The 24,722-nt window shown below is 47.9% G+C and carries 13 protein-coding genes; 4 read left to right on the top strand and 9 right to left on the bottom strand.

The window, feature by feature from the left end:
* Window positions 1-69 precede the first annotated feature (69 nt).
* Window positions 70-2,661 carry a CotH kinase family protein gene (locus NATSA_RS00260; protein ID WP_210509323.1) on the top strand — a complete coding sequence of 864 codons (2,592 nt, stop codon included), beginning with the start codon at window positions 70-72 and terminating at the stop codon, window positions 2,659-2,661.
* 38 nt (window positions 2,662-2,699) lie between these two features.
* On the opposite strand, the gene NATSA_RS00265 is transcribed toward NATSA_RS00260, so the two are convergent.
* From NATSA_RS00265 to NATSA_RS00280, 4 genes are all read right to left on the bottom strand, one after another.
* Entirely contained in the window at window positions 2,700-4,847 is a 2,148-nt protein-coding gene (locus tag NATSA_RS00265; RefSeq protein ID WP_210509324.1) for a glycoside hydrolase family 16 protein, read from the bottom strand.
* Between the two features lie 225 nt (window positions 4,848-5,072).
* Window positions 5,073-6,560 (bottom strand): T9SS type A sorting domain-containing protein, encoded by a 1,488-nt coding sequence (locus tag NATSA_RS00270; protein WP_210509325.1) that lies wholly within the window; start codon window positions 6,558-6,560, stop codon window positions 5,073-5,075.
* Window positions 6,561-6,702: 142 nt separating this feature from the next.
* Window positions 6,703-8,247 (bottom strand): RagB/SusD family nutrient uptake outer membrane protein, encoded by a 1,545-nt coding sequence (locus NATSA_RS00275; protein ID WP_210509326.1) that lies wholly within the window; start codon window positions 8,245-8,247, stop codon window positions 6,703-6,705.
* A 19-nt stretch (window positions 8,248-8,266) separates the two neighbouring features.
* Complete coding sequence (locus tag NATSA_RS00280; protein WP_210509327.1) at window positions 8,267-11,323, bottom strand: SusC/RagA family TonB-linked outer membrane protein; 3,057 nt, start codon at window positions 11,321-11,323, stop codon at window positions 8,267-8,269.
* 647 nt (window positions 11,324-11,970) lie between these two features.
* Here NATSA_RS00280 and NATSA_RS00285 point away from each other — a divergent pair.
* Together NATSA_RS00285 and NATSA_RS00290 are read left to right on the top strand one after the other, a co-directional pair.
* Window positions 11,971-14,295, top strand: coding sequence for a glycoside hydrolase family 3 N-terminal domain-containing protein (locus NATSA_RS00285; RefSeq protein WP_210509328.1), 2,325 nt, complete (start codon window positions 11,971-11,973; stop codon window positions 14,293-14,295).
* Between the two features lie 217 nt (window positions 14,296-14,512).
* Window positions 14,513-15,916, top strand: coding sequence for a GH1 family beta-glucosidase (locus tag NATSA_RS00290; protein ID WP_210509329.1), 1,404 nt, complete (start codon window positions 14,513-14,515; stop codon window positions 15,914-15,916).
* A gap of 117 nt (window positions 15,917-16,033) precedes the next feature.
* Here NATSA_RS00290 and NATSA_RS00295 read toward each other — a convergent pair whose 3' ends face one another.
* Both NATSA_RS00295 and NATSA_RS00300 read right to left on the bottom strand, forming a co-directional pair.
* Window positions 16,034-17,593, bottom strand: a complete 1,560-nt coding sequence (locus tag NATSA_RS00295; RefSeq protein ID WP_210509330.1) for a tagaturonate epimerase family protein — start codon at window positions 17,591-17,593, stop codon at window positions 16,034-16,036.
* Window positions 17,583-18,557: a COX15/CtaA family protein gene (locus tag NATSA_RS00300; RefSeq protein ID WP_210509331.1), complete on the bottom strand. Its 975-nt coding sequence runs from the start codon at window positions 18,555-18,557 to the stop codon at window positions 17,583-17,585. The genes NATSA_RS00295 and NATSA_RS00300 overlap by 11 nt, the downstream gene beginning before the upstream one ends.
* Before the next feature lie 185 nt (window positions 18,558-18,742).
* Here NATSA_RS00300 and cyoE point away from each other — a divergent pair, with 185 nt between their 5' ends.
* Entirely contained in the window at window positions 18,743-19,666 is a 924-nt protein-coding gene (cyoE, locus tag NATSA_RS00305) for a heme o synthase (RefSeq protein ID WP_210509332.1), read from the top strand.
* 132 nt (window positions 19,667-19,798) lie between these two features.
* Here cyoE and NATSA_RS00310 read toward each other — a convergent pair whose 3' ends face one another.
* The 3 genes from NATSA_RS00310 to NATSA_RS00320 form a co-directional block, all read right to left on the bottom strand.
* On the bottom strand, window positions 19,799-21,196 hold the full coding sequence (locus NATSA_RS00310; protein ID WP_210509333.1) for a class II fumarate hydratase: 1,398 nt from the start codon (window positions 21,194-21,196) through the stop codon (window positions 19,799-19,801).
* A 71-nt stretch (window positions 21,197-21,267) separates the two neighbouring features.
* Window positions 21,268-23,301 (bottom strand): alpha-ketoacid dehydrogenase subunit alpha/beta, encoded by a 2,034-nt coding sequence (locus NATSA_RS00315; protein WP_210509334.1) that lies wholly within the window; start codon window positions 23,299-23,301, stop codon window positions 21,268-21,270.
* Window positions 23,302-23,534: 233 nt separating this feature from the next.
* Entirely contained in the window at window positions 23,535-24,722 is a 1,188-nt protein-coding gene (locus tag NATSA_RS00320) for a hypothetical protein (RefSeq protein WP_336244662.1), read from the bottom strand.

Raw genomic sequence — 24,722 nt, forward strand, 5'->3', positions numbered from 1 at the left:
ACAGATGTAATTAAAGCACCCTCATCAGCCACAGAAACTTCAGTAAATTCGCTTAAGAATACTATTATTATGCGACTGCAAATTTTGCCTCTTTTACTTTTATCGGTATTCATTCCATTTAATAGCAAGGCTGAAACTCCTACGAATCCACCGGAGTTTTCACATCCTGCAGGCACCTATGAAAACCCTTTCGGACTTGAACTTTCCGCCCATGAGGATGCCACGGTTTATTACACTACAAACGGTGAAGTGCCAACGGAGACCTCCAATGAATTCCAGCCCGGAGATCCCGTCCATATATCGGGATCGGTGATGGTGCGTGCCCGGGCCTTTCGTGAAGGTTATGATCCAAGCAAACCTGTAACCAAAGTGTTCACACAGCTACATCAGAATATCGCAGATTTCGATTCCAATTTACCGCTGGTTGTCGTCAATCAGTTCGATGACGTCATGCATCCGGAAGGTTTGCACCGGAGTACCATCTATTTTTCCGTTATAGACCTCGATGATGATGGAAGAGCCCGGCTGCTGTCGGACGAACTCCACCTTCACAGTCGCTCAGAATCCAACTACCGGGGTACAAGCTCACTCACCTTCCCCAAAAAACAATTCGGAGTGCGGCTGATCGATGAGCAGGATGAAAACCGGAACGAACCCATTCTGGGCCTGCCGTCTGAAAACAACTGGATCATGCATGCCCCCTGGGATGATCGTACCCTGATCCGTAATGCCGTTGCCTTTCAGCTGAGCAGCGACATGGGCCGTTATGCTCCCCGAACCCGTTTTGTAGAACTGTTTCTTCATGAAGGAGACGGGCCGGTAACAGAAGATCACTACCATGGTGTTTATATGCTTCTCGAACGGATCAAATGGGACGACAACCGCGTCGACATCGAAAAAATCACCCCGGAGGACAATTCCGAACCGGAAATATCCGGCGGCTATATCATCAACTTTGACCGTGATATCCATATCCGAAGCACCAGCAGAAATACAGGCTTTGCCCTGGTACGCCCGCAGGACTGGGATATCACTTCCCAGCAGCGCAGCTGGATCGAACAGTATCTCGGTGATCTGGAAAACGCCCTGTTTGGTGCTAACTTCCGGGATCCTGATGACGGCTATGCGGCGTATCTTGATCCCGAATCCTTCATAGATCACCATCTGATCACCGAAACGCTCAAGGAAATGGACGGATATCGTCTGAGCACCTATCTGTATAAAGACCGCGGCGAACGTCTTGTTATGGGACCGGTCTGGGATTACAACCTCAGCCTGGGCAACTACACGACTACCGAGGGATGGAACGGACATGATCCGACCGGATGGTACTATACCCATGTTGACCCTGAAGATCAATATCTCAACGGCTGGTACACCCGGCTGTTCCAGGATCCTGATTTTGAAGAGCGCTACCGGGAGCGATGGTGGGAGCTGCGACAGGGAGCTTTTTCCTCTGATCACATTGTCAATATGATTCATGACTATGTCGACAAGCTTGATGAAGCCATAGACCGTAATTTTGAGCGATGGGACATCCTGGGTGATGATGTCTGGGAGTGGAGCCGCGACGGGTTTGACACCTATGAAGAGGAAATTGACTACATGGTCAACTGGATTGAAACCCGGCTTGAATGGATCGACACCCAGATGGGAGAACCTCCGGCTGACTTGTCCGATGAGACACAGCTGCGGTACTTCTGGTACTTTGGTGACAAAATGCTCAATAACACGCCTTTTGAAACTATCGATGCCTCATTTTCACTTGTGGACAATGCGCGTATCCGGTTTCATTCCGCTCTTGACGGATATCCGTTCCACGAAGACCACGACCTTTGGCGCAAGGCTTCCATGGAAAGGCGCAATCAACCCACTGACATCAACTACCGGGAGAAAGGTAACGAAGGCAGACCATTCAACTGGAACGCCATGCGGGCTTTGCAGGTGCGCCAGCCATTCCGTGGGGATGCCGGTGAAAACACAATGATATTCGAACTCCCGACTACGGGAATGGATAGTCCCGTTTTCCGCTTTGCCGCCATGGATGAAGGAGCCGCCGAGGAACTGGTTATAGATTATTCCGTTGCGGATCAGTCGGGACTGAATAAGACTGATTCTGATGCGGATTCGTCAAACCGGACAACCGGTGAACCTGAGTGGACGACAGAAGGAATCGGCGACGGCCGGTTCTCTTTGGGACAGGAGTATCAGGAATACAAAGTGGATTTCAGAGGCATCGAAAGTGTAACTGACAACCCCGACTTTAAAGTAAGAATCCGTTTTGACGGAGATATTATAGATGATGACCGGGGCAACCGGGTCACATTCAATAATTTCAGCTTTGAAGATGACGACAGCGAACCGGTTTCAGCCTCGTATGATGATGAGCAGAAACCCGGGACAGTCCGGCTTGAACAGAACTATCCCAATCCATTCAACTCTACAACAGTTATCCGGTATCATCTGCCGGAAAGCGGTAATGTCACACTTGATGTTTACGATGTTCTGGGGCAGCGGGTGAAGACTCTTGTTAACGAACAGCTTGCTGCCGGCAGTCATGAAGTCACACTGGATGCCGGCAGACTTTCCAGCGGCGTCTATCTGTACCGGCTTGAAGCTGGCTCCGGAAGCATTACAAAATCCATGCTTCTGGTAAAGTAAGAACCGGCTTCAGACGATTATCAGACAAATGATGCTGGTTATTTAACCAGCATCATTTGACGGGATTTCACATAATCTCCGGCACGAAGTCTGTAAATATAGGTTCCGCTGGACAGTTCCGTGGCATCGAATGTGACATTATGCTGCCCTGAAGGCAAATTTTCGTTCTTCAGTACAGTGACCTGCTGACCGAGCAGATTATAAACACTGAGTTTTGCATGGGCTGTCCCGGGTAGTGAAAAAGATATGGTAGTGGTTGGATTAAACGGATTGGGATAATTTTGGCCGAGCTCTACACCTTGCGGGGTGTCATCCTCAAAATCACCGGCTGAAGTTTCACGCTCTACGGCTGATACATCCAACTGATCAAAATACCAGGTATGGTTTTCACTACCATCACCGATCTGTCCGTCCTGTAAATCAAAAATGAGGGTAATCAGGTCCCATTCGGTATCAAATCCTGCACCACTCATATCCCAGGTCAATTCTTCCCACTCATTGCTGGTCGTGGTCGGCTCCGCCATTTCGAACTCCTCATCACCTGCCTGCTGTTCCATTTTCATCACTACAGGAGCACCTTCCCGGGGAGACCATACTTTCATGGATATGGTGTGGTTTTCGGGATCAAAAGTGAAGGAGTGATCAAGGTGCATGAAAGCCCCGCCCCAGAAGGCGCCGCCATCCTTGACCATTTTACCTACGCGCCCGCTGTCATTTACATCATCGGTAGCGGGATTTTCGACCACACTGGCCTGACCACCGTCAAACCCGAAGAAAGCAAGGTGCCAGGGGAAATCGGGATCTTCGAAATCTAGCGGCAGTGAAACAGGCACAAGATCATCCGGAGACTCCGGTCCATCCGGAAGCTCATCATCGTCTTCTGCAGCGGTGATGGAAAGATTGTTGAAATACCATGTGAAGTTGTCACTGCCATCTCCTGTTTGTCCTTCCATATCATCAAACACCAGGGAGATAACATCCCATGCCTCGTCATAACCGGCATCGCTCATGTCCCACGTAAGCACTTCCCACTGATCGCTTGTTTCTGTAGATACTGTGGCTTCAAATGTGGCATTACCATTGGACTGGCCGGTACGGATGGTCACGGGCACATTTTCGCGTGGTGACCAGACCTTCATTGTGACCTGGTTGTTATTTTGATCAAAAGTAAACGGAGTTGTCAGCATAAATTCCGATCCGCCCAGATGCGAACCACCGTCCTTGACCATTTTACCTACCCGCTCGCTGTCATTCACATCATCGGGTGCGGGGTTATCCACAACGGAAAAGTTGCCGCCGTCGAAGTCTCTGAAGGCTTCGCTCCAGTTAACCGACTGGTCATCAAAATTGACCGGAAGTGTCACAAGTGTATCGGCATCGGCATCCTGATACACCCTGACATAATCGACGATCATTTCCTGGGGAAACTGGGTAGTATGGTCCGGATATCCGGGCCAGTTACCTCCAACGGCGACATTCAGGATCATGTGGAATCTCTGGTCAAAGGGCGCTGGAAAATCGTGCCCCTGGGTGTACCAGTCATCCTGTGTCTGGTAATGCTCCCCGTCGACATACCAGCGCATTTCACCATGCTCCCATTCAAGGGTGAATGTGTAAAAATCATCATGAAATGTGCCTTCGTCAAGCTGGTAATAATCACCGGTATGCACATTATCGGGCCATCCGCCCCCATAATGCAGGGTGCCATGAACTTTGTCGGGCTCATGACCGAGGTATTCCATAATGTCGATTTCGCCGCTGGCAGCCCATCCGCCATAGACATCATCGGTAGGCATCATCCATATGGCCGGCCATATCCCCTGTCCGACGGGCATTTTGGCACGAATTTCAAAACGTCCGTACCGCCAGTCACCCTTATTGATGGTTCGGATCCGGGCTGAGGTATAATCCATTCCGCCATAATTTTCTTCGCGGGCGACAATGTGGAGTTTTCCGTCTTCAACAAAAATGTTCTTTTCCCGGTCGGTGTAGTATTGTGACTCATTGTTGCCCCATCCGGTGAGTCCTTCGGCTGCTCCGGTTCCATATTGATAAGACCACTTTGACTCGTCCAGTTCTTCACCGTCAAACTCATCGGACCAGACGAGTTCCCAGTTCTGGGCGTGGAGATTGCCGGAAATAAATCCTATTAGAAAAATGCATAAAAAAATCCTGAGAAATGACATGGTATGAAAAGTTTAGTAATACAGAGATTTTCGATTCTGTTTGCCGGAACACAGTCCATGCACAATGATTCAGAGATTTCTTTGAGCATCTCTAATGTGCTGTTGTATCAGTTCGCAGTCTAATAAAAAAACAAGTGATACCGGCAGTGTCATTGCCGGTATCACATTTGCCATTGCTGTATGCTTAATCAGATAGCGCTTAATCGAGATGATTGTTAAACCAAATTACTTCACAAACATCATCTTTTTTGTCTGTGAAAATGAGCCTGCCTGAAGGCGGTAAATGTACACGCCACTGGCGAGGTCATTGGCATCAAATGATGCGGTATATTGCCCGGGCTGGTGTGTGCCACTGGCGAGAACAGCGATACGCTGGCCCATCAGATTGAATACTTCAAGCGTAACCTCAGACTGCTCCGGGACTTCATACCGGATTTGTGTCTCCGGATTGAACGGGTTCGGGTAATTCTGCTCGAGATTAAATGCCGCCGGTGTAAGGTCACCGGATTCATCAATGCTGGTAGGCTGATATTCTACGTTTACTTCCAGGTCATCAAAATACCAGGTTGAACTTTCGCCACCGTCTCCTACACCACTTTCCTGGAAATCGAAAATCAAGGTTACCACATCCCATTCGGTTTCAAAACCGGCACCGGACATATCCCAGATCATCTCCTCCCATTCTTGACTTTTTGTGGTATTACCGACGACTTCATATTCGGCCTCGCCATCCTGCTGTTCAACTTTCATCAATATGGGAACATCTTCTCTGGGTGACCAGACTTTCATGGATATGGCAGGGGCATTTTCATCTATGGTAAAACTTTCATCAATATGTGTGAATGCACCTGCCCAGAAAGGTCCGGCACCTTTAATCATTTTTCCTACCCAGTCACTGCTGTTGCGGTCTGACTGATCGGGATTTTCCACGCGCTCGACAAATCCTCCTTCAAATCCAAAAAAGGCGAAATTCCAGTTGTAATCCTCATCTTCAAAATCAAGCGGCAGTGTTACAGGATGCAAATCCTCCGGATTAGCAGGGCCTTCGGGTCTTTCGGCATCCGGGTCAGCTGCATTGACTTCAAGATTGTCGAAGTACCAGGTCCAGTCCTCGCCGCCATCTCCGTCCTGGCCTTCATCGAAGTCAAATATCATGGTAATCTGATCCCAGTCATGAAGTACATTGGCGCCGCTGTATTCCCATGTCAATGTTTCCCACTCTCCGCTGGTTGAAGTCACTGCAAAAGCATCAACCTCGTTTTCACCATCGAACTGCTCGACTTTCAAATTGATCCCGACATTACTGCGGGGTGACCAGACGTCCATACTGATGGTATAATTTTCATCATCAAAATAGAATGGTTCGTCTACAAGAAAGAATGCTCCTGCCCAGTAGATTACAGCATCCTTTACCATGCGTCCTACATAGTCGCTGTCGTTATCTTCATCTTTGTGCGGATTTTCAATGACATCCACGTGGGCGCCTTCAAAGCCCAGAAATACATTATCCCAGTTGATATCCTGATCTTCGAAATCAAGAGGCAGTGATACGGGGGTCAGGTCCGGTTCGGGTTCATCATCAACGGTGTCGGCAATGACGACGCCATCCGGTCCTGCAGAATTTGATTCAGATACATTATTAGTGGTCTGTGCGAACAAACCTGATACGGGCAGTAAGGCTGCAATTATTACGGTAAAAATAAAACGATACATTAGTAATCCTCTAAAAATAGTAATTTTTGTTGATGTATGAATAGTTTTGTCCGGGGAAAGATTGCATGCCTTCCGGTGAACAAAAAAAGATCCCTGTGACCCCGGGAAATATTTCCCGGGGGTCACAGGTTAGTCAATTGAATCAGTAGCCGGGGTTCTGCTCAAGTGTTCGGTCCGAAAGGTTGATTTCGGATTGTGGAATCGGCAGCAAACCCAGCCGTTCGGTCCGAAATTCAATCCGGATGTCACCGTCGGCACGTGCATTAATTGTTTCCGCGGCGGTATCCAGACCCATCCTGAGAAGATCCCAGTACCTTTTTCCTTCACCGGCAAACTCCAGTCTTCTCTCTTCCATGATGTTCTCACGATTGACCGGAATTTGTTCGAAGTCATCGCCGTAAGCCCTCATTCTGACCTGATCGAAGTAGTTCTGGGCATCGGATGCTCCGAGTTCAGCGGCCATGAGAAGAACATCCGCAAAACGGATAACCGGACGGTTGTAAGGCCAGTTGAATTCTAGATTGACGGATGGGAGGTCAGCACGACGAGGATAAAACTTCTTGAACGCGAATCCACGCCATTGATGCATTCCGTCTGCGTCGTGATTTACTCCTTCCTCAACCGGATCCAGGATACTCGCGAAATAGCGTGAATCTGCATCCTCATCAAATGATTCCGCCAGGTCGCCTGTTACGGGTTGGAAAGACCACCCAGAGATATACTCCGGATGAAAACCGACACCACGCAGACCTGTCATCTGGGATGCCCAGTTGCCGATCGATCCGTTCAGAAAGCCCCAGTCACCAAATGAGGTTTCGATGTGCTGAACCGAGAAAATGGCCTCATTGTTGTTGTTTCCGTCAGTGCCCCAGAGATCAGCAAAATCATCCAGCAGTTCATGACCGCTGTTGTTGATCACATCTTCAAGGTGTCCAATTACCTCGGATTCACTTACCGGCGGGTTGCCGACACCAAGCACCGGCTGCGCATAATCCCTGTGGTACAGGAAAATACGGCCAAGCATGGACTTCGCAGCCCATGAGGATGCTCTTCCCATCTCATTGGACGGGATGTTATCACGAAGATCGGGAATGATATCCAGCAATTCGGTAATCATGAAATTGTAGACATCGTCCGGATCGTCCTGGGGGATACGGATATCTTCAGCTACCAGCGGCCGCTCGACAAGCGGAACATAGCCAAAGAAGCGAACCAGGTCATAGTAGAACAGAACACGCAGGAAGCGAGCCTCTGCAGCCATGATTGCCCGGGTCTCTTCATTGTCGAAAGAAACATCATCGATATTGTCGAGCAGCAAATTTGCCCGGTAGATTCCCGTAAAGCGGTCAGACCAGATTCCGAGAGCCTTACCGTTGGTTACGGAAATATTATGCCGGTTGAACTCGAGTATTTCAGGCTGGTCACCCGGACCGGATCCACCGCCGAAAGCATCATCCGAAAGTACATTGGAGATGAGATCGAACGGGTGAAAGCCTTGATTGTCTCGTCCATGATGGAAGGTCAGCACTTCATAGACGGCGAACAGGGCCTGCTGGGCATCCCTTTCAGACTGAAAGAAATTGTCCTGGGTTCGCTCAACCGGCGGCGTGTGCTCAAGGAAATCATCAACACAGCCGGAAAGCAGCAACAGGCCAAAGAGAGTAATAATTAACGTTAGTCTTTTCATAACAGCTTTGAATTAATGATTAAAAATCGAGGTTGATACCCATGGTGATGGTGCGGGCCTGCGGATAGATGTTACGGTCGATACCCACATCAAGCGCCCAGCTGGAGCCGATTTCAGGATCATGTCCGGAATAGCCGGTGAATGTCAGCAGATTCTGCGCAGCTGCATACACTCTCAGCCTGCTTGCACCTATCATGTCCGTAAAGCTGCCGGGCAGAGTGTAGCCAAGGCTGATATTTCGCAGTCTCACATATGATCCGTCTTCAATGAAGAAATCGGATGGTCGGACATAGTTTCCATTCGGATCATCGATTGTAACTCTTGGATGATCAGTGGACGGATTTTCTTCGGTCCAGCGATCTAGTACATCATCCTGCCAGTTCGGCATGGAAAGATCGTGGCGTCGTCTTCCACCGGTAAAAATGTCATTGCCGAATGACCCGTACCAGAACATGTTCAGATCCCAGTTTCTGAAATCGATGTCAATATTGAGACCCATCGTGAAATCAGGATAGGGATTTCCGATTTTGACACGATCTTCATCAGTAATCTGACCGTCATCATTCTGGTCAACAAAGATCAGGTCACCGGGACGCGCATCGGGCTGTATTATTTCACCTTCGGAGTTTACGTGGTCCTCAACTTCCTGCTGAGTCTGGAAAATTCCTGCCGTTTCATATCCCCAGAAGAAAGCAATCGGCTCACCTTCCATGGCCATGGCCACATGATCCATAGCAGTGGAAACGCCGGCTCCGAAAAGTCGTCCCTCTTCATTGTCAATAGAGGTAACCTCATTGCGGTTGATGGTACCCGTCAGGCTGAAGTTGAACTGCCAGTCATCCAGGATCTGACGGTATCCGGCCTCGATTTCAACTCCTCTGTTCTGAATGTTCCCGCCATTGATTGTGGGAGGAGCATTTCCGATAAACGCTGGAATCGGAGCGGACAAGAGCAGGCCTTTGGTTCGCTTGTCGTAAACGTCAAGGTTGAAATATACCCTGTGATCCAGGTATGCCGTTTCAAGTCCGACACTCGTCTGTTCCGAGCGCTCCCATTTCAGAGCCGGGTTTGCAATTTGTGAAGGATAGGCTCCTGTTACTACAGACGGATCCATCCCGAAACCGTAGCCGGCGTGTGTTGTAATCAGCGGGGTGTAGGTAAACTGTCCGATGTTGTCACTTCCGTTACGTCCCCAGCCTCCGCGAAGCTTAAGAAAGCTGATGAAATCATTATCTTTGAGAAAATCCTCACGGGAGAGAACCCAGCCAAGTGAGAAGGCAGGAAACGTTCCCCATCGGTTATCAGGTCCGAACTTGGAAGAACCGTCAAACCTCAGAACACCTTCAAACATATACCGGTTGTCGTAATCGTAATTTACCCGGCCGAAAAATGATGCCAGCGATTCAATACCCTGACCGCCGAAATTGGTCTGATTTTCTTCGTCTGTGCCAACAGAAAGCCATGCATTGTCATAGGTTTCCATGGTCAGGTCATAGGCTGTTCCGCCGAGGTACTCGTTACGGTAGTCCAAAAGCTCAAATCCGCCAAGCAAACTGAAATTGTGGTCAGAAATCTGATCCTGGTAGCGGATCGTGTGGCTTGTCTGCCAGGTAAACCACTCATTCCGTTCCTGGCTCACAGTAGTCGTGCTGTTGGACTCATTTCCTCCAAGATCATAAATCGGAATGAATGTCCGGCTGTCACCATAAGCCAGGTCAAGGTCAAGCGTTGATCGAACACTCAGCCTGTCGGTGATGTTGAAGTTACCGAAGACACCGCCAACAAATTTGTTTTCGTTCCATTCGGAATTGATGATATCGATAGCACCGACCGGATTGACAACTTCCTGAGATGCATAGGGGGACTCGGCAAAATTACCGTCTTCATCATACACCGGTGTTACCGGATCGATATTTGCGACCCGTGCCATGATGCCGCCGAACTCTTCGTTGGGATCGATACCGCGGGTAGTCTTGTTGGTGTAGGTCATTCTTGTCCCGTAATTGAGACGGCCACGGGTATGATCCGAATTAACACGGAAAGAAAGTCGCTCAAAGTTGGACTTGCCTTCAGCCACAATACCATCCTGCTGCCGGTATGACATGGATGCGGAGTAGGTGGATGTTTCCGAACCTCCGGAAAAACGCAGCGTGTGATCGGTCACCGGAGCATTGTAAAAGAACACCTCATCCTGCCAGTCTGTACCCTGCCCTACTTCACTGATTCGGTCATCGATGTCAGGAAATGGAATAGTTCGCCCGTCATTGGCATAACTTTCATTCATGATTTTCATATAATCCGGAGCGTTCAGCAGGTTTGTCTCTCTCCAGGGGTTCTGAAAGCCGACATAGCCGTTGTAGCTGACCTGCATGGGTCCGGGTGATCCTTCCTGGGTTGTGATCATCACAACTCCGTTGGCACCCCTGGCACCGTAGATGGCAGTAGCAGAGGCATCCTTGAGGACCTCTATGGACTGAATGTCAGCAGGGTTCAGGTAGTCAATGCCGCCAACCGGCATCCCGTCTACAACATAAAGAGGTTCGGCATCACCTGTAGTACCGATACCACGAATCCGGACAGTTGCACCGGAACCCGGCTGGCCTGAGTTTTGCATAACGGTTACACCTGCAGTTCTTCCCTGCAGTGCCTGCTCGACGCGCAGCGGTGCAGCCTGTTCAATTTCTCTGGCTTCCATACGTGAAATAGCGCTGGTAACAAGGCTTCGCTGCTGCAAGCCATAACCGACAACGATCATTTCTTCACCGTAAATGATATCGGGTTCCAGATTGACAGTGATCTCTTCACGTCCGTCAATTTCCACGTTTTTTGTAACGAAACCGACATAGCGGAAGGTCAGGGTGCCCGACAGCTCCGGAACAGAAAGTGAAAACTCGCCGTTAGTGCCGGTTGCCGTACCAATATCGGTATCCTCGTACACGATGTTGACACCGATCAGCTCTTCACCGGTTTCTGCGTCAACAACGGTACCTCTTACGGTCTGTGCATCGGCATAATTAACAGCACCGACTAGCATCACCGCAATTAAGATTAGTAATAATGATTTGTATCTGTGCATGCTGGTTTAATTTTTGATTTATCTGATTAAGGTAGCGTAATAACATAATCCGTTTTGAATCTTTTGCACGGAGAGCAAAGGAGCGGCCATTTTTTGATGATAATCCCGTTTCCAGAACATTCACCAGGTGCTTCATCTCAGTGCAGGCTCACTCTTAACCAATATATACAAAATTTTTAATCTTGGCGCAAACAATGCAATTTTTTTTCATCATAAAATGATAATTCCTGCTATGAGAGCACGTTCCATCCTGCCGGCCAGATAACCGAACCTGGTGCGCGCACCTGCCCTGAAAAGCCTCTAAGCACTATTTTACTGTTACTTATACCGTGAAGCACAGGATAGGTACCGATGTGCAACAACTGTGACTTCGACAGAAATTGTATTTTCACCCAAAACCCCAAATCTACCCGGTCATCCACCGAGCTGGCAATACCGGCAATACAATAATTTTTCATTAACAGTGCAATATTTTTTACTATTTCATTTTTTTGCATTATTATTCAAGCACAAGCAGCAGCAGTATTACAAGGCAAATCAATGTTGTACCCCGGCGAAACCGCACTGCATGCAAGTAAAACGCGGGAGACAATACACATGACTCCATATTTACACTGAAATAATTACCCACCAAGATGAATAATGATATGAAACAACATTCTTCTTACCGTTACTATTTGATAATACCGGTGCTGATCGTCGGTCTGGCGCTGGTATACCCTTTTGGCCGGGCATCCTCTGATGTCATGGTTTATCAGGATCCGGAAGCTCCAATCGAGGACCGGGTTGAGGATTTGCTCTCACGAATGACCCTGGAAGAAAAAATCGGGCAGATGACTCAGATCAACATTTCAGAAATCAACACTGATCGAGAGCATGAAGTAGAGCTGGACCCTGAAAGAGCCCGAAATGTAGCTGCAACCTATCAGATCGGATCTTTCCTGAACGGATTTGCCGATACACCCCAACGGTGGTATGATTTCACACGCGAGCTGCAGGAAATTGTCATTGAGGAATCACGGCTCGATATTCCGATGATATACGGAATCGACCACATGCACGGAGCAAGCTATTTGCTTGAAAGCACCATTTTTCCACATAACATTAACCTGGCCAACAGCTTCAACACAGAGATGTCCCGCCAGATGGGAAAAATCACTGTACTTGAGTCCGCGCACCTCGGTCATCACTGGAATTTTGCACCGGTCCTGGACATTGGCCGCGATCCACGCTGGGCGAGGTTTTATGAAACATACGGGGAAGACCCCCACCTGGCTTCTGTTCTCGGCGCTGCATATACGGAAGGACTCGAAGGTGAAGACCGTGTTGCCCCGCACAGAATGGCTGCTACAGCAAAGCACTTTATTGCATACTCAACACCATTGAGCGGTCACGACCGTTCTCCGGTGGACTTGTCATGGCAAAATCTGCAGGAAGTTCATCGCCCGCCTTTCCAGGCTGTTGTTGATGCCGGTATCAAAACTGTCATGGTCAACAGTGGAGAGGTGAACGGTGTTCCCGTACATGCATCCAAACCCCTGCTCACCGACCTGCTCAGAGATGAAATGGGATTTGAAGGCGTCATACTTACTGACTGGGCGGATATTATCAAACTGACTCAGCTTGATGAGGTCGGATTCCAGCAGGAACATTATCATCATATAGCGGTTGACGAAAAAGAAGCAACTTATCTTGCCATCAAAGCGGGCATTGATGTCAGCATGACGCCTCAGTCTTTCGACTTTGTTTACCACATGAAAGAGCTCGTAGAAGAGGGTAAACTGACAGAAGAGCGAATTGATGAATCAGTACGAAGAGTGCTGCGGCTCAAGTTTAAGCTGGGACTTTTTGAAAATCCTTTTCCCACAACCGACTTCTTTGATCTGGTAGGTGCCGAAGAGCATAAAGAAAAAGCTCTGCAATCTGCACGCGAGTCGCTCGTGCTGCTTGAAAACAACGACGGCCTTCTGCCGCTTGATATCGATCAAACACAGAAGATACTTGTTGTCGGTCCCAGAGCAGACTCGAAAAGAGATTTAAGCGGTGGCTGGACCCTCGAGTGGCAGGGAGGTCCGGAGGAGATGTACCCGGATGACATCCATACCATCTATACCGGCATCAGCAGTACCTTCAGTGATTCCGAAGTTATCCTTATGGAATCCATTGGTGAAGAAGGCGACTCAGAGCGGCAGCGTTTTGAAGATGCGGCTGCGGGTGCTGATGTTATCATAATGGCACTCGGTGAGGAGCCATATACCGAATTCATAGGTGATATCAACGATCTTACACTTTATGAGGAACAGCTTGAGCTGGCTGATGTCGTTCTTGAAACAGGAACACCAGCGGTACTTGTATATGTCGGCGGACGTCCGAGAGTTCTGTCGGAGTCAGCAAGAAACAGTGATGCCATTCTGTTTGCCGGACTTCCCGGATTCAAGGGCGGTGAAGCTGTTGCCGATATTATATCCGGCAAGTTCAACCCGAGCGGAAAACTGTCATTCACATATCCTGCTGAACCAAGCCACTTTACAACATATGATCACAAGCACACCGACAGAGTTACCGCAGCCTGGGAATTCGGACACGGTTTGAGCTACTCTGAATTTGAGATCTCTGATCTGCAGATTAATTCAGAAGAGATTGGTCCGGATGATTATCTGACTGCTGAAGCAATCGTTACCAATCATGGTCCGATGGCAGGGCAGAAGAATGTACTCTGGTTCCTCCGGAACGAGGTAAGCATCATTACACGCCCTGTCCGGCAATTGAAGCATTTTGAGAAAATCGAGCTGGAACCCGGCGAGTCACAAACGGTTTCTTTCAGGATCACTCCCGAAGACCACCTGTACTATCCAGACAAGATGGGAGATGATGTTATTGAAAGTGGCTACTATACCCTCATGATTGGTGATGAAAGCACCCGGTTCTATCTGGATGTTCCAGAAGACAGAGCAAGTGCTCCAGCTCATTAAAAATTTTGTTATACAGATTCATTTATCTGTTTCGTTGTCTGCAGGAATATTGAATTAATGCAGAGCTTCAAAATGTTTCAATACGGAGCGTCCCGGCATACATTCTGCCGGGCAACCGGCACGGGCGTTCCGTTTGCTTTTAATGAATTTTTGCATTTATTTGCATTATACATACACATTACGTAATAATACTTCTTGCAACATTTTTTCCTGACTAATGAGTTTAAATTTTCCGGATAATTTCCTTTTTGGTTCAGCTACATCGAGTTTTCAGATCGAGGGCCACCCTCATGCAAAGGGTGCACAACCAAGCATCTGGAATACGTTTTGCAAGAAGAAGTTTGCAGTAAAAAACGGTCATAACGGCACAATAGCCTGCAATCATTATGAACTTTGGGAAAAAGATCTGGAAATCATTCGCAGGCTCAACCTGGATTCATACCGTTTCTCAGTAGCATGGCCCAGGATTCTTCCTGCCGGCGAGGGGCCGCCAAATGAAAAAGGACTGGATTTCTATGACCAGCTGACAGACCGTCTGCTTGAGTATGACGTCACTCCAATGCTGACGCTATATCACTGGGATCTGCCGGAACATCTGCAGGCAAAGGGAGGCTGGGCACATCCGCAGAGTCCGGACTGGTTTGCCAACTATACCCGGGCTGTAGCATCCCGTCTTGCTGATCGCGTTCCTTTATGGGTGACGTTCAATGAGCCCTGGGTATTTTTGCATCTTGGCATGGTTACCGGAGAGCATGCACCGGGATACAGGGATCCGGCACATGCCGCAATGGCATGGAAACACGTTCTCCTGGCACACAGCCGGAGTGTTGAAACATTACGCTCATGTTCAGAGTCCATTGAGGTCGGTCTGGCCTGCAACATCTCCCCTTTCATCCCCGCATCATCCGATGAAAAAGATATCGAAGCAACCAGCCGCATGGAGGCTTACCATAATCGCCTGTTTTTAGACCCCTGGTTAAAAGACAGTTTCCCTGATGTTGCAGATCACGCATTCGGGAGGTATACACCCGCCTGGACTGAATCTGAACGGAGCGAAGCAGCGACTGAAATTGATTTTCTCGGAATCAATTACTATTCACCAAATCGTATTGCACATCAGTCTGACACATTTCTTGAGGTTGGCATCAGGCCGCCAAAACCTCCGGTTACGGATATGAACTGGGAAATTTATCCGGAAGGTTTGTATGAGGTACTTGAATGGGCATTTGAGCGATATGGCCCGCTGGATCTCTATGTTACTGAAAACGGTTGTGCATATACCGATTCAGTCGGAAATGGCATCGTAAAGGATAACCGGCGCATTCATTATTTCAAAAACCATCTGGAACAGTGTTCAAAAGCCGTTTCTGATGGTATTCCTCTCAAAGGATATTATGCCTGGTCGCTTCTTGATAATTTCGAGTGGAGTTTCGGGTATGAAAAACGGTTTGGAATAGTTCATGTTGATTTCAGTACACAACAGCGCATCATAAAAAACAGCGGATATTTCTACCGTGATCTTATTACCAGTGTGAAAGAGGGGAAAAAAGAACTCGTGCCGTACGAAGATCCCATTATTTTCGATAAACACGAAAGCAGTAATCAATTACAAAACGAATAGAAAAAAATGGCACAAGCCGGAACGTTATCACCTGCAAGGTGTTAATATAACTATCCAAACAAGATATGTCCCTGTAATAAAATCAGCCCGTTATTCCTGACAGAATGACGGGCTTTTTTAATCTGCAAAAAACGTATCCACCCAATATTGATACTTTGAGGCAAGCCGGGCTATGTACAAGTCTTCATGCTCATTCAGAAAATCCATGAGAGACTGACGCAGATATCTTTTCCCGTGTTCATCCTTGAGTGAAAGCACATTGCTCATGGCCAGCTTCACAAACTCTTCGGCTTGATCACCTTGAAGCAGCTGCATCAGTTCCGGATCCTGATATTCCGAACTGCCTGGTATCCGATGAATCTCAAGCGAGATATGTGACCCTTTTTTCGCATCTTCAAATACATTCCTGGATGAATCCCACATAATTCGAAACAACTCAGGATCCTTCTCAATCATACATTCCAGAGCTGTTGTGTAACCGATATCAGGTACAATTCCATGCTGTGTCAACCCTGACCCCGCAGGCGGACTGTCACTAAAGAAACGAATATCTCCTGATAGACCTTTGACATTGGTATGATTCGCCAGCTTCCATTGATTTTTATCCGGCCGGCCAGGCCCCAGAAAATCAGGCTGGACATCATGCCGGTGCAGCTCATTCATCAGAAAATAGTGCTCAAACGGAGTCAAAACCTCCCCGGAACGATTGAATGACAAATCCACACAGATCTTATCCCTTACTCCTTCTTTTTCAAATACGGCTTCTATCGCCTCCATAGTAAGTATGATGTCCGCAAACATGGCAATAGCTGCAAGTACTTCTGATTCCGTTGGTATGACAACAAGTGGCTCATCTTCCTCATATGGATGCCCGGATGTGTCAATAGCAGAAATTTCTATGCGATGCCCCTTGTACCGGTGCAGCATTAATTCAAACTTGTCGCGCAGGGCAATCCAGGGAACTTCGAACATATGATTCAGAAGTTCATGTTTTGTTTTCTCACGGCATGCAAACAGGTCCGTTTGATCCGGCTCAACCGAAAACCGGGTATAACCCGCATCCAGCATCACCTGTACATCTTCTTCTGATGTGAGATGGCAGGCCTCTGCTGCATATCCGGTTTGCAACCCTTCCTGAAATACGGTAAATGTAATCACATCGATGACATCTTCGGGATGGATATCCAGATCTCTGAGCTCGTGTATGCATTGTCGTGAGAACGCAAGACCGGCTTTTCCGGAAAACGCTCTGAGCTGGGCACGTCCGGCCATACCCAATACATCACCAAAAGCCAGGCTTTTTTCCCAATTTTGTCCGTTATCTCCCGTTCCCGGAGCACATTCCGGAAATGTATCCCGGATCTTTCGCGCAATTGTCCGTGACCAGCGGCATTTTTTTATAACAAAATCACTGTACCGGGCGATGATGCGCCCGTCATATTCCTCCATTATCTTCAGTGATTCACCTGCCAGAATGAACAGTGCTTTTCTGAGGTTATATTTTCCCGCAATGAAAACTCCGCCTTTGGGATTGCTGCGCAAGGATGCCGGATACACTTCCAGCTCGCCCTGACCTGCTCCCAGGTCAATTATAACAGGCGAACCGCCGGCCATTTGTTTGGCACGACCAATTTTATCAACAAGATCCCTTCGGTTGGAAAACTCCTCAATTTTCATAGGAATGCACTCCTTTTTTTTCATCTTCAGATGAAATGACTATCAATAATGCCACAAACGGAACTGATGTCATGAATGCCGCAACCCACAAATGTAAAACCTGAAATGACGGAGGGAGGCCCAGATACACCAGTCCCGCTCCGAATATGATCTGCATCAGCGTAGCAGCTGTGGTCATGGCAGCTAGTATGTAAAGGTAGGGTCCGGTTTTGAATTTCCACACCATATACTGAAACAATAGGACCATAATCAGAACAACCCATGAGAAACTGCGATGCACCAAATCTATGGCACCGACCCGGTCAATCCACTCTGACCTCTCCAGCACGGGATACACCTGACGCACACTTTCCAGTGCCTCTCTTACCTGAGTACCGAAAATGACCTGGGCAACGGTTACCAGGAGCAGCACTGCAAGCACCGCAACAAGGGGACGTTTAATCCCGCTTTCAAGACTAAAATCGAAACGCTCTTTCACGGAAAGATAAAGCGTGAGGATGAGCATGTTCAGAATCAGCACTGCAGTAACCATATGCAGCGTAATCAACCAGCTTTGCAAGCCGCTCTGCACGACCTGTCCGCCCAGCCATCCCTGAAACAGAACCAGAATCAGCGATACAGTTGCACAAAGGAAGACCAGAGGCCTTGACCGGATGTATGTTGTTGAAAAGGCAAATGTCAGTAAAATCAAAAAACCAACGATGACGCCCACCAGACGGTTGACATACTCCATCCAGGTTTTGAACACATTGAATTGATCAGGATCGTAACCGGATGGGAGATCAGCCGCATCAAGAGGTGGTATCCACAGCCCGAAACACTTTGGCCAGTCCGGACACCCGAGGCCGGCGCCGGAAGCACGAACCAGCCCCCCGATAAAAATCAGCAGAAAAGTAACTGCTATGGTAATTACTGCAGTTTTCTGAAAAACATTCAATTGCAAAAAAACGGAACGCCAGGACATTAAATATGATTTTTTTTACAGATGGAAAGATGAGAGACCATCATTAGTGGTCTCTGACATTGTAACCGATGAACTGAATTGATGAGCACTGTTATGGAATATAATTGCCCAATAAATTGAAAAGAAAATACTGGAATTTTTCGTATTATTTGAACTTGTTTTTAAGTGGATTAGTCACATTTGCAATGAATTCCGCCTCTGCTCAGCCTGCCGAAGTGAAAAGCAATACCAACCAGACTTTACTATCAGATTATCTGGAGTTGACGAAACCCGGAATAACACTTCTGGTGCTTTTCAGCATGAGTGTTGGGTTTATACTGGGTGCCGGTTCCGGTTTTTCCTTTATGCTTTTCGTAAATGCGGCAATAGGCACTTTTCTGATAGCATCAGGTACAGCGGCACACAATCAGTATATTGAACGGGACCTGGACAAAAAAATGATCCGGACCGTCAAAAGGCCCCTTCCGGCAAAAAAAATTTCTGCCGGACATGCCTGCTTGTTTTCGATCACACTCATCATCACAGGGTTCTTTTATCTGCTGATATTCGTCAATCCGCTTACCGGCCTGATCTCTGCTCTTACAACGGTATTGTACCTTGGTTTTTATACACCACTTAAACGCATCACTTTTGTGAATGTGATGGTAGGAGCGGTTCCGGGAGCGCTCCCGCCGGTTGGAGGATGGGCTGCTGCAACAGGATCCGTCTCCGACCCTGCAGCCTGGGTATTGTTTGCGATTGTTTTTCTGTGGCAGGTACCTCACGTTGTTGCAATTGCCTGGCTCTGCAATGATGATTACAGATCAGCCGGCTTCAAAATGCTCCCCGAAAGTGACAAAGAAGGCATCATTTCCGCTCTGACCATTTCCGGCTGTCTTTTGATGCTGATCCCCGCAAGTGTCTATCTGTTCATGCTCGATCTTATCGGACTGGTCTATCTGATCGGAGCGATTCTCAGCGGGCTGTTCTTTCTTTATTTTGGCCTCAGGTTTCAGCTGGCCAGAACCAAAGACAATGCCCGAAAGGTGCTGTACGGATCATTGGTATACCTGCCGGCAGTCTGGGTTTTCATTCTTTTTGACCTTTTCATCTCCTGGCTCGTCTGGTAGCAAATGTAAATGGACTGCTGGTTTGCCGGTTGATTAGATAAAAAAATCCGGAGCCGGCACACAGGCCGGGTCCGGATTATAATCAATGCTTCAGCTTCTCCCGCTGAAGGCAAATCTGAAAAAAGACGGATCTTACTCGGTAAAGCCCCCTTTGGTCATTTTCATGGGATCAAGAGCTTTGTCCAGCTCCTCTTCACTCAGATCAGTCATTTCAATCGCAACTTCTTTCAGAGAACGATTTTCAGCAAATGCCTTCTTTGCTATCTGCGCTGCCTTGTCATAACCGATAACCGGGTTCAACGCCGTTACCAGTATGGGGTTCTTTCCTACCTTGTCAGCAATCGCCTCTTTTTTAACAATCAGACCGGAAACGGATTGATTTGCAAAATTCCGCGCTGCATTGGCAAGCAGAACGATGCTTTGATTCAGGTTATACCCGACAACCGGAAGCATGACATTCAGCTCGAAATTGCCGGACTGTCCGCCAATCATGATGGTGCTGTCGTTACCAATGACCTGGGCACAAACCATGGTTACAGACTCTTCAATCACCGGATTCACCTTTCCGGGCATGATGGATGAGCCGGGCTGGAGCGCCTTGAGCTGTACTTCTCCAAGTCCGCTGTTCGGCCCTGAATTCATCCAGCGCAGATCATTAGCCATTTTCATCAGTCCGACAGCAATGGTTTTCAACTGGCCGCTGGTCTCAACAGGAGCATCAATGGTAGCCTGGGCTTCAAAATGATCAATGGCTTCGGTGAAGGATTCGCCTGTCAGTTCAGAAATTTTCTGAGCAAATCGCTTGCCGAACTCTTCATGTGTATTAATACCGGTACCGATGGCCGTCCCTCCCTGCGGGAGTTCGCGCAATCTTTCAAGCGCCGAATCAATCCGCTCAATACCGAGTCTGAGCTGCCTTTCATATCCACCGAACTGCTGGGGTATGGTCAGAGGCATTGCATCCATGAGGTGAGTTCTACCCGTTTTTACGACATCGGCATATTCCTGTCCCTTGTCGTAAAAAGCTTTCCTGAGATGATCAAGTGCAGGAATGAGCTGTTGCCTGGCTGCAAGAAGCGCCGATACACGAATAGCTGTCGGGAAAACATCATTTGAACTTTGCCCAAAATTCACATGATCATTTGGATGGATTTTTACATCGACACCGTCCTGACTCGCAAGATGGTTGGCACGATTGGCAATAACTTCATTTGCGTTCATGTTTGTGGATGTACCGGATCCGGTTTGAAAGACATCAACCACAAAATGATCATCCAGCTCTCCATCAACAACCATCTGGGAAGCTTTGACAATATATTTAGCCACATTGTCAGGAAGCATGCCCAGGTCATCATTGACCATGGCACAGGCCTGTTTCACATATCCGACTGCCTGGATGAACGCACGGTCAAAGCGCATTTCACTGATGGGAAAATTTTCTTTGGCCCGTTGTGTCTGAGCCGCATAGTAGGCATCCTGAGGTACTTTCACCTCGCCCATTGAATCTTTTTCAATTCTGAATTTTGTCATGATCAAGTCCGTAATTGTAAACAGTTTAACGTATGGTTACTTCAGCTGCAAATATGCGGATAATAAATGAATTAATAATGAATCAGCTCTTCAAGAGCCGTTTGGATGTCATTATCATTAGGAAGCACATAATCCTCGAGCTGAGCGGCATAGGGAATAGGCGAAAACTTTGCGGCAACTCTCTTTACAGGGGCATCCAGCGCGGTAAAAACCTTGTCCGCAATCTGGGCGGCAATCTCGGCGCCCATACCGAGGTATTCGTAATCTTCATGCAGGACAAGAACACGGTTTGTCCTTGATACAGAAGCAAGGATGGTATCCATATCCAGGGGAAGCATGGAACGGATATCAATGACTTCCAGCTCTGTGCCGGCTTCTGAAAACTTTCTGGCTGCAAGCAGTGCTTTCTGAACCATTGCGCCGTAGGTGACCACCGTAACATCACTCCCTTTACGTACAACAGCGGCCTTGTCCAGTGGCACCAGGTAATTGGAGTCAGGTTCCGGCCGGCGCGCAAATCCTTGCCTGTAAAGAGCTTTGTGCTCCAGAAATATAACAGGATCATCACCTCTTATAGCTGTTTTCAGCATACCTTTTGCATCAGAAGCATTGCTTGGCATGACAACTCTGAATCCCGGGAAATGGGCAAACGTTGCCTCGATATTCTGACTGTGGCATAGTCCGCCGTGAATATATCCGCCTATGGGAACCCTTATGACCATAGGGCAGCTGAAATGGTTGTTTGAGCGATAGCGAAGAGAGTCGATCTGGTTTTTGATCATCTCCATGCCGGGCCAGATATAGTCTCCGAACTGAATCTCCGCAACCGGTTTCAATCCCCGGACGGCCAGACCGCAGGCGGTTCCAAGTATCGATGCTTCTGACAGCGGTGAGTTATAGCACCGTCGTTCACCGAATTTCTCTGTCAGGCCCCGGGTTGCGGTAAAAACACCCCCTTTCCCCCCGGCGACATCCTGTCCGAATACCAGAACATTATCATCACGCTCCATCTCCTCTTTCATGGCATGATTTATGGCATCAACCATGACAACGGGTTCACCTGAGGGAGTGCCTTTCTCATATTCATGCTCTGGTGGATTTTCAGAAAGTACGTGCAGCAAGGCCTCTTCGGCTTTTGGATCATCCTGTTTAGCACACCAGGCTGTATCGGCCTCGACCTGCTCAAAGACCTCCTGTTTCAGATCATCCAGCTCTTTTTCGGTGCCCATGTCGGAAGATAGCAGACGCTGTTTTAGCTTTTCTATCGGGTCGTGCCTGCGATCGTTTTCCAGATCCCCGGCATCTCTGTATTTATTCTGATCGTCGGATGATGAGTGTGGCAGCAATCTGACCACATGGGCATGAACAAGCGACGGCCCTTCTCCCTTTCTGGCCCGGCCAACTGCTTTTTTCATAGCTGCGTGTGAATTCATCAGATCGGTACCGTCAACCTCGAAAATTTCGAGATTTTCGAATCCTCTGACTGTTTTTGAAATGCTGTTATTACTGGTCTGCTCTGCTACGGGTACACTTATTGCATACTTGTTGTCCTGAACAACGATCACAACCGGAGCCCTGCAGCGGGTTGCCCAGTTAAGCAATTCAAAAAAGACACCTTGTGACGTACCGCCTTCGCCTGTTGAAATATAAATGACTTCATCTTTCTCAAGAAACTGCGATGCCTGGGCTGTCCCGAGCCCGGGCAGAAAATTTGCTCCGATGGCACTGGAAACAGAGACAATCTTATGTTCCCTGCTGTTATAGTGAGAAGGCATCTGGCGGCCTCCCGAAGGATCTGTTACTTTGCTCAGATGCGAAGAAAGAATATCACGGGAAGTGAGTCCCAGGCCAACAGAAAATGCCAGGTCGCGATAATACGGATATGCCCAGTCTGTTTTGGATTTCAATGTCATGGCTGCCGCAAGCTGAATGGCCTCGTGGCCGGAGCAGCCGATGTGAAAATGTCCCTTGCCCTGTTTGAGCAGAATCAGCATCTTCTCGTCCAGTCTTCGGACAAGCAGCATATTGCGGTATACGGCCAGCAGCTCCTCTTTAGTGAAAGCAGATATCGGAGTTGAGCGAATCTTGAATTCAGAGTTGTTCATAACCAGCGATGGTATCTTGGCAGGCATTTTTACAGACATAGTTCATTTGTTGATTCGAACAGTAACCAAAATAATCTCACAAGTGAAGTAAGTAATGCAAAAATATAAACTTTTACAAATCATCGGGGATTCTCCAAGCCCTGATGTAACTGCAACTGTGCAAACAGGGTATCTTCAGATACCATGATCCCGTATGTGAGGGAAATCAATCCTGCATCAATTAATAGCGATTTCTACACCAGCGACCGGCCATAAAGCCTGTAGGTTTTTTCCCTTTGTGCACCGAGCCGCTCAACCACTCTTAAAATTCCGGTATTGGTTTCAAGGAGCCATCCAACTTCCGATGAATAAAAGCCTCGTTTCATCCCGTTTACGATGGACTCCCTTGTTAAAAGAGCATCTATCCCGCGACCCTGATATTCCGGCAATACGCCCATCAGGGCTGTTCTGATGGCATTGATTTTTCTTCTGTGCCACAGCAACTTCAGAAACCCGGTCGGAAACAGCGTGCCGTCCATTTTCCGGAAGACCTGATTGTAATCAGGCAGAGCTATTGAAAACGCAACAGGACTCCCGTCGATTTCTGCAACGTGAGCAAAATCCGTATCAATGATCATTTTCATATCTTTTGCAAGATGCACCAGCACGTCTTTACTGATCTCGTAGAAACCCCAGTTTTTTGACCATGCTTTGTTAAAAATTTGGTGTATCGTGTCCACTTCCTGGTCAAAATTCTTCAGGTTGACCTTGCGGATGGAAAGCCCCGGTGTTCTTTTCCTTACAATTTCAACCGCGCGGTCCATCCGCTCATGTGATACGGAGTCCTGTGTAACCTTATATGAAAAAAGGTCCATTTCTTTTGACAAACCTGCATTTTTTATCAGATGATCATACCAAGGTTTGGAGTGTGGCATCATGATTGCAGGGTATTTATCAAAACCATCGACCTGAATCCCAATTTCATCAAGCAGACCAGGACTCATAGGTCCCAGAAGCTTAGTACAACCACGTTCACGCAGCCAGTCGCTGACCACCCGAAACAGCAAATCAGCTACAAACTGATTCTGAATACATTCAAAAAATCCGAAAAAGCCGGCGCTGTCATTGTTATGGCGATTATATGCATGATTGTGGATCGCGGCTATTCGTCCGGCCGGTATTCCATTATGATAGGCCAGGAAAAGAGCAATTTCTGCTTCCTTGTAAAACGGGTTTTTACGCGTGTCTATCAGCTCTTTCTGCTGAATTTTTAACGGGGGAGTCCAGTTGGGATCATCGGCATAATGACGGTACGGAAATTCAAGAAATTCTTTTTTTTCTGCTTCTGTGGTAACAAATACGACACCCTGCAAATCCATTTTTGCAACAGACGGCCTGTCACTACCGCTCTCTTCACTTTTTTTTGTATGCTTCTCGCGCAC

The sequence above is a fragment of the Natronogracilivirga saccharolytica genome, from assembly GCF_017921895.1.
Taxonomy (GTDB): domain Bacteria; phylum Bacteroidota; class Rhodothermia; order Balneolales; family Natronogracilivirgulaceae; genus Natronogracilivirga; species Natronogracilivirga saccharolytica.

What these genes read in the sequence shown, in the direction of transcription:
- NATSA_RS00260 (WP_210509323.1), top strand. Translation starts at nt 70, where the DNA reads ATGCGACTGCAAATTTTGCCTCTTTTACTTTTATCGGTATTCATTCCA.
- NATSA_RS00265 (WP_210509324.1), bottom strand. Translation starts at nt 4,847, where the DNA reads ATGTCATTTCTCAGGATTTTTTTATGCATTTTTCTAATAGGATTTATT.
- NATSA_RS00270 (WP_210509325.1), bottom strand. Translation starts at nt 6,560, where the DNA reads ATGTATCGTTTTATTTTTACCGTAATAATTGCAGCCTTACTGCCCGTA.
- NATSA_RS00275 (WP_210509326.1), bottom strand. Translation starts at nt 8,247, where the DNA reads ATGAAAAGACTAACGTTAATTATTACTCTCTTTGGCCTGTTGCTGCTT.
- NATSA_RS00280 (WP_210509327.1), bottom strand. Translation starts at nt 11,323, where the DNA reads ATGCACAGATACAAATCATTATTACTAATCTTAATTGCGGTGATGCTA.
- NATSA_RS00285 (WP_210509328.1), top strand. Translation starts at nt 11,971, where the DNA reads ATGAAACAACATTCTTCTTACCGTTACTATTTGATAATACCGGTGCTG.
- NATSA_RS00290 (WP_210509329.1), top strand. Translation starts at nt 14,513, where the DNA reads ATGAGTTTAAATTTTCCGGATAATTTCCTTTTTGGTTCAGCTACATCG.
- NATSA_RS00295 (WP_210509330.1), bottom strand. Translation starts at nt 17,593, where the DNA reads ATGAAAATTGAGGAGTTTTCCAACCGAAGGGATCTTGTTGATAAAATT.
- NATSA_RS00300 (WP_210509331.1), bottom strand. Translation starts at nt 18,557, where the DNA reads ATGTCCTGGCGTTCCGTTTTTTTGCAATTGAATGTTTTTCAGAAAACT.
- cyoE (WP_210509332.1), top strand. Translation starts at nt 18,743, where the DNA reads ATGAATTCCGCCTCTGCTCAGCCTGCCGAAGTGAAAAGCAATACCAAC.
- NATSA_RS00310 (WP_210509333.1), bottom strand. Translation starts at nt 21,196, where the DNA reads ATGACAAAATTCAGAATTGAAAAAGATTCAATGGGCGAGGTGAAAGTA.
- NATSA_RS00315 (WP_210509334.1), bottom strand. Translation starts at nt 23,301, where the DNA reads ATGAACAACTCTGAATTCAAGATTCGCTCAACTCCGATATCTGCTTTC.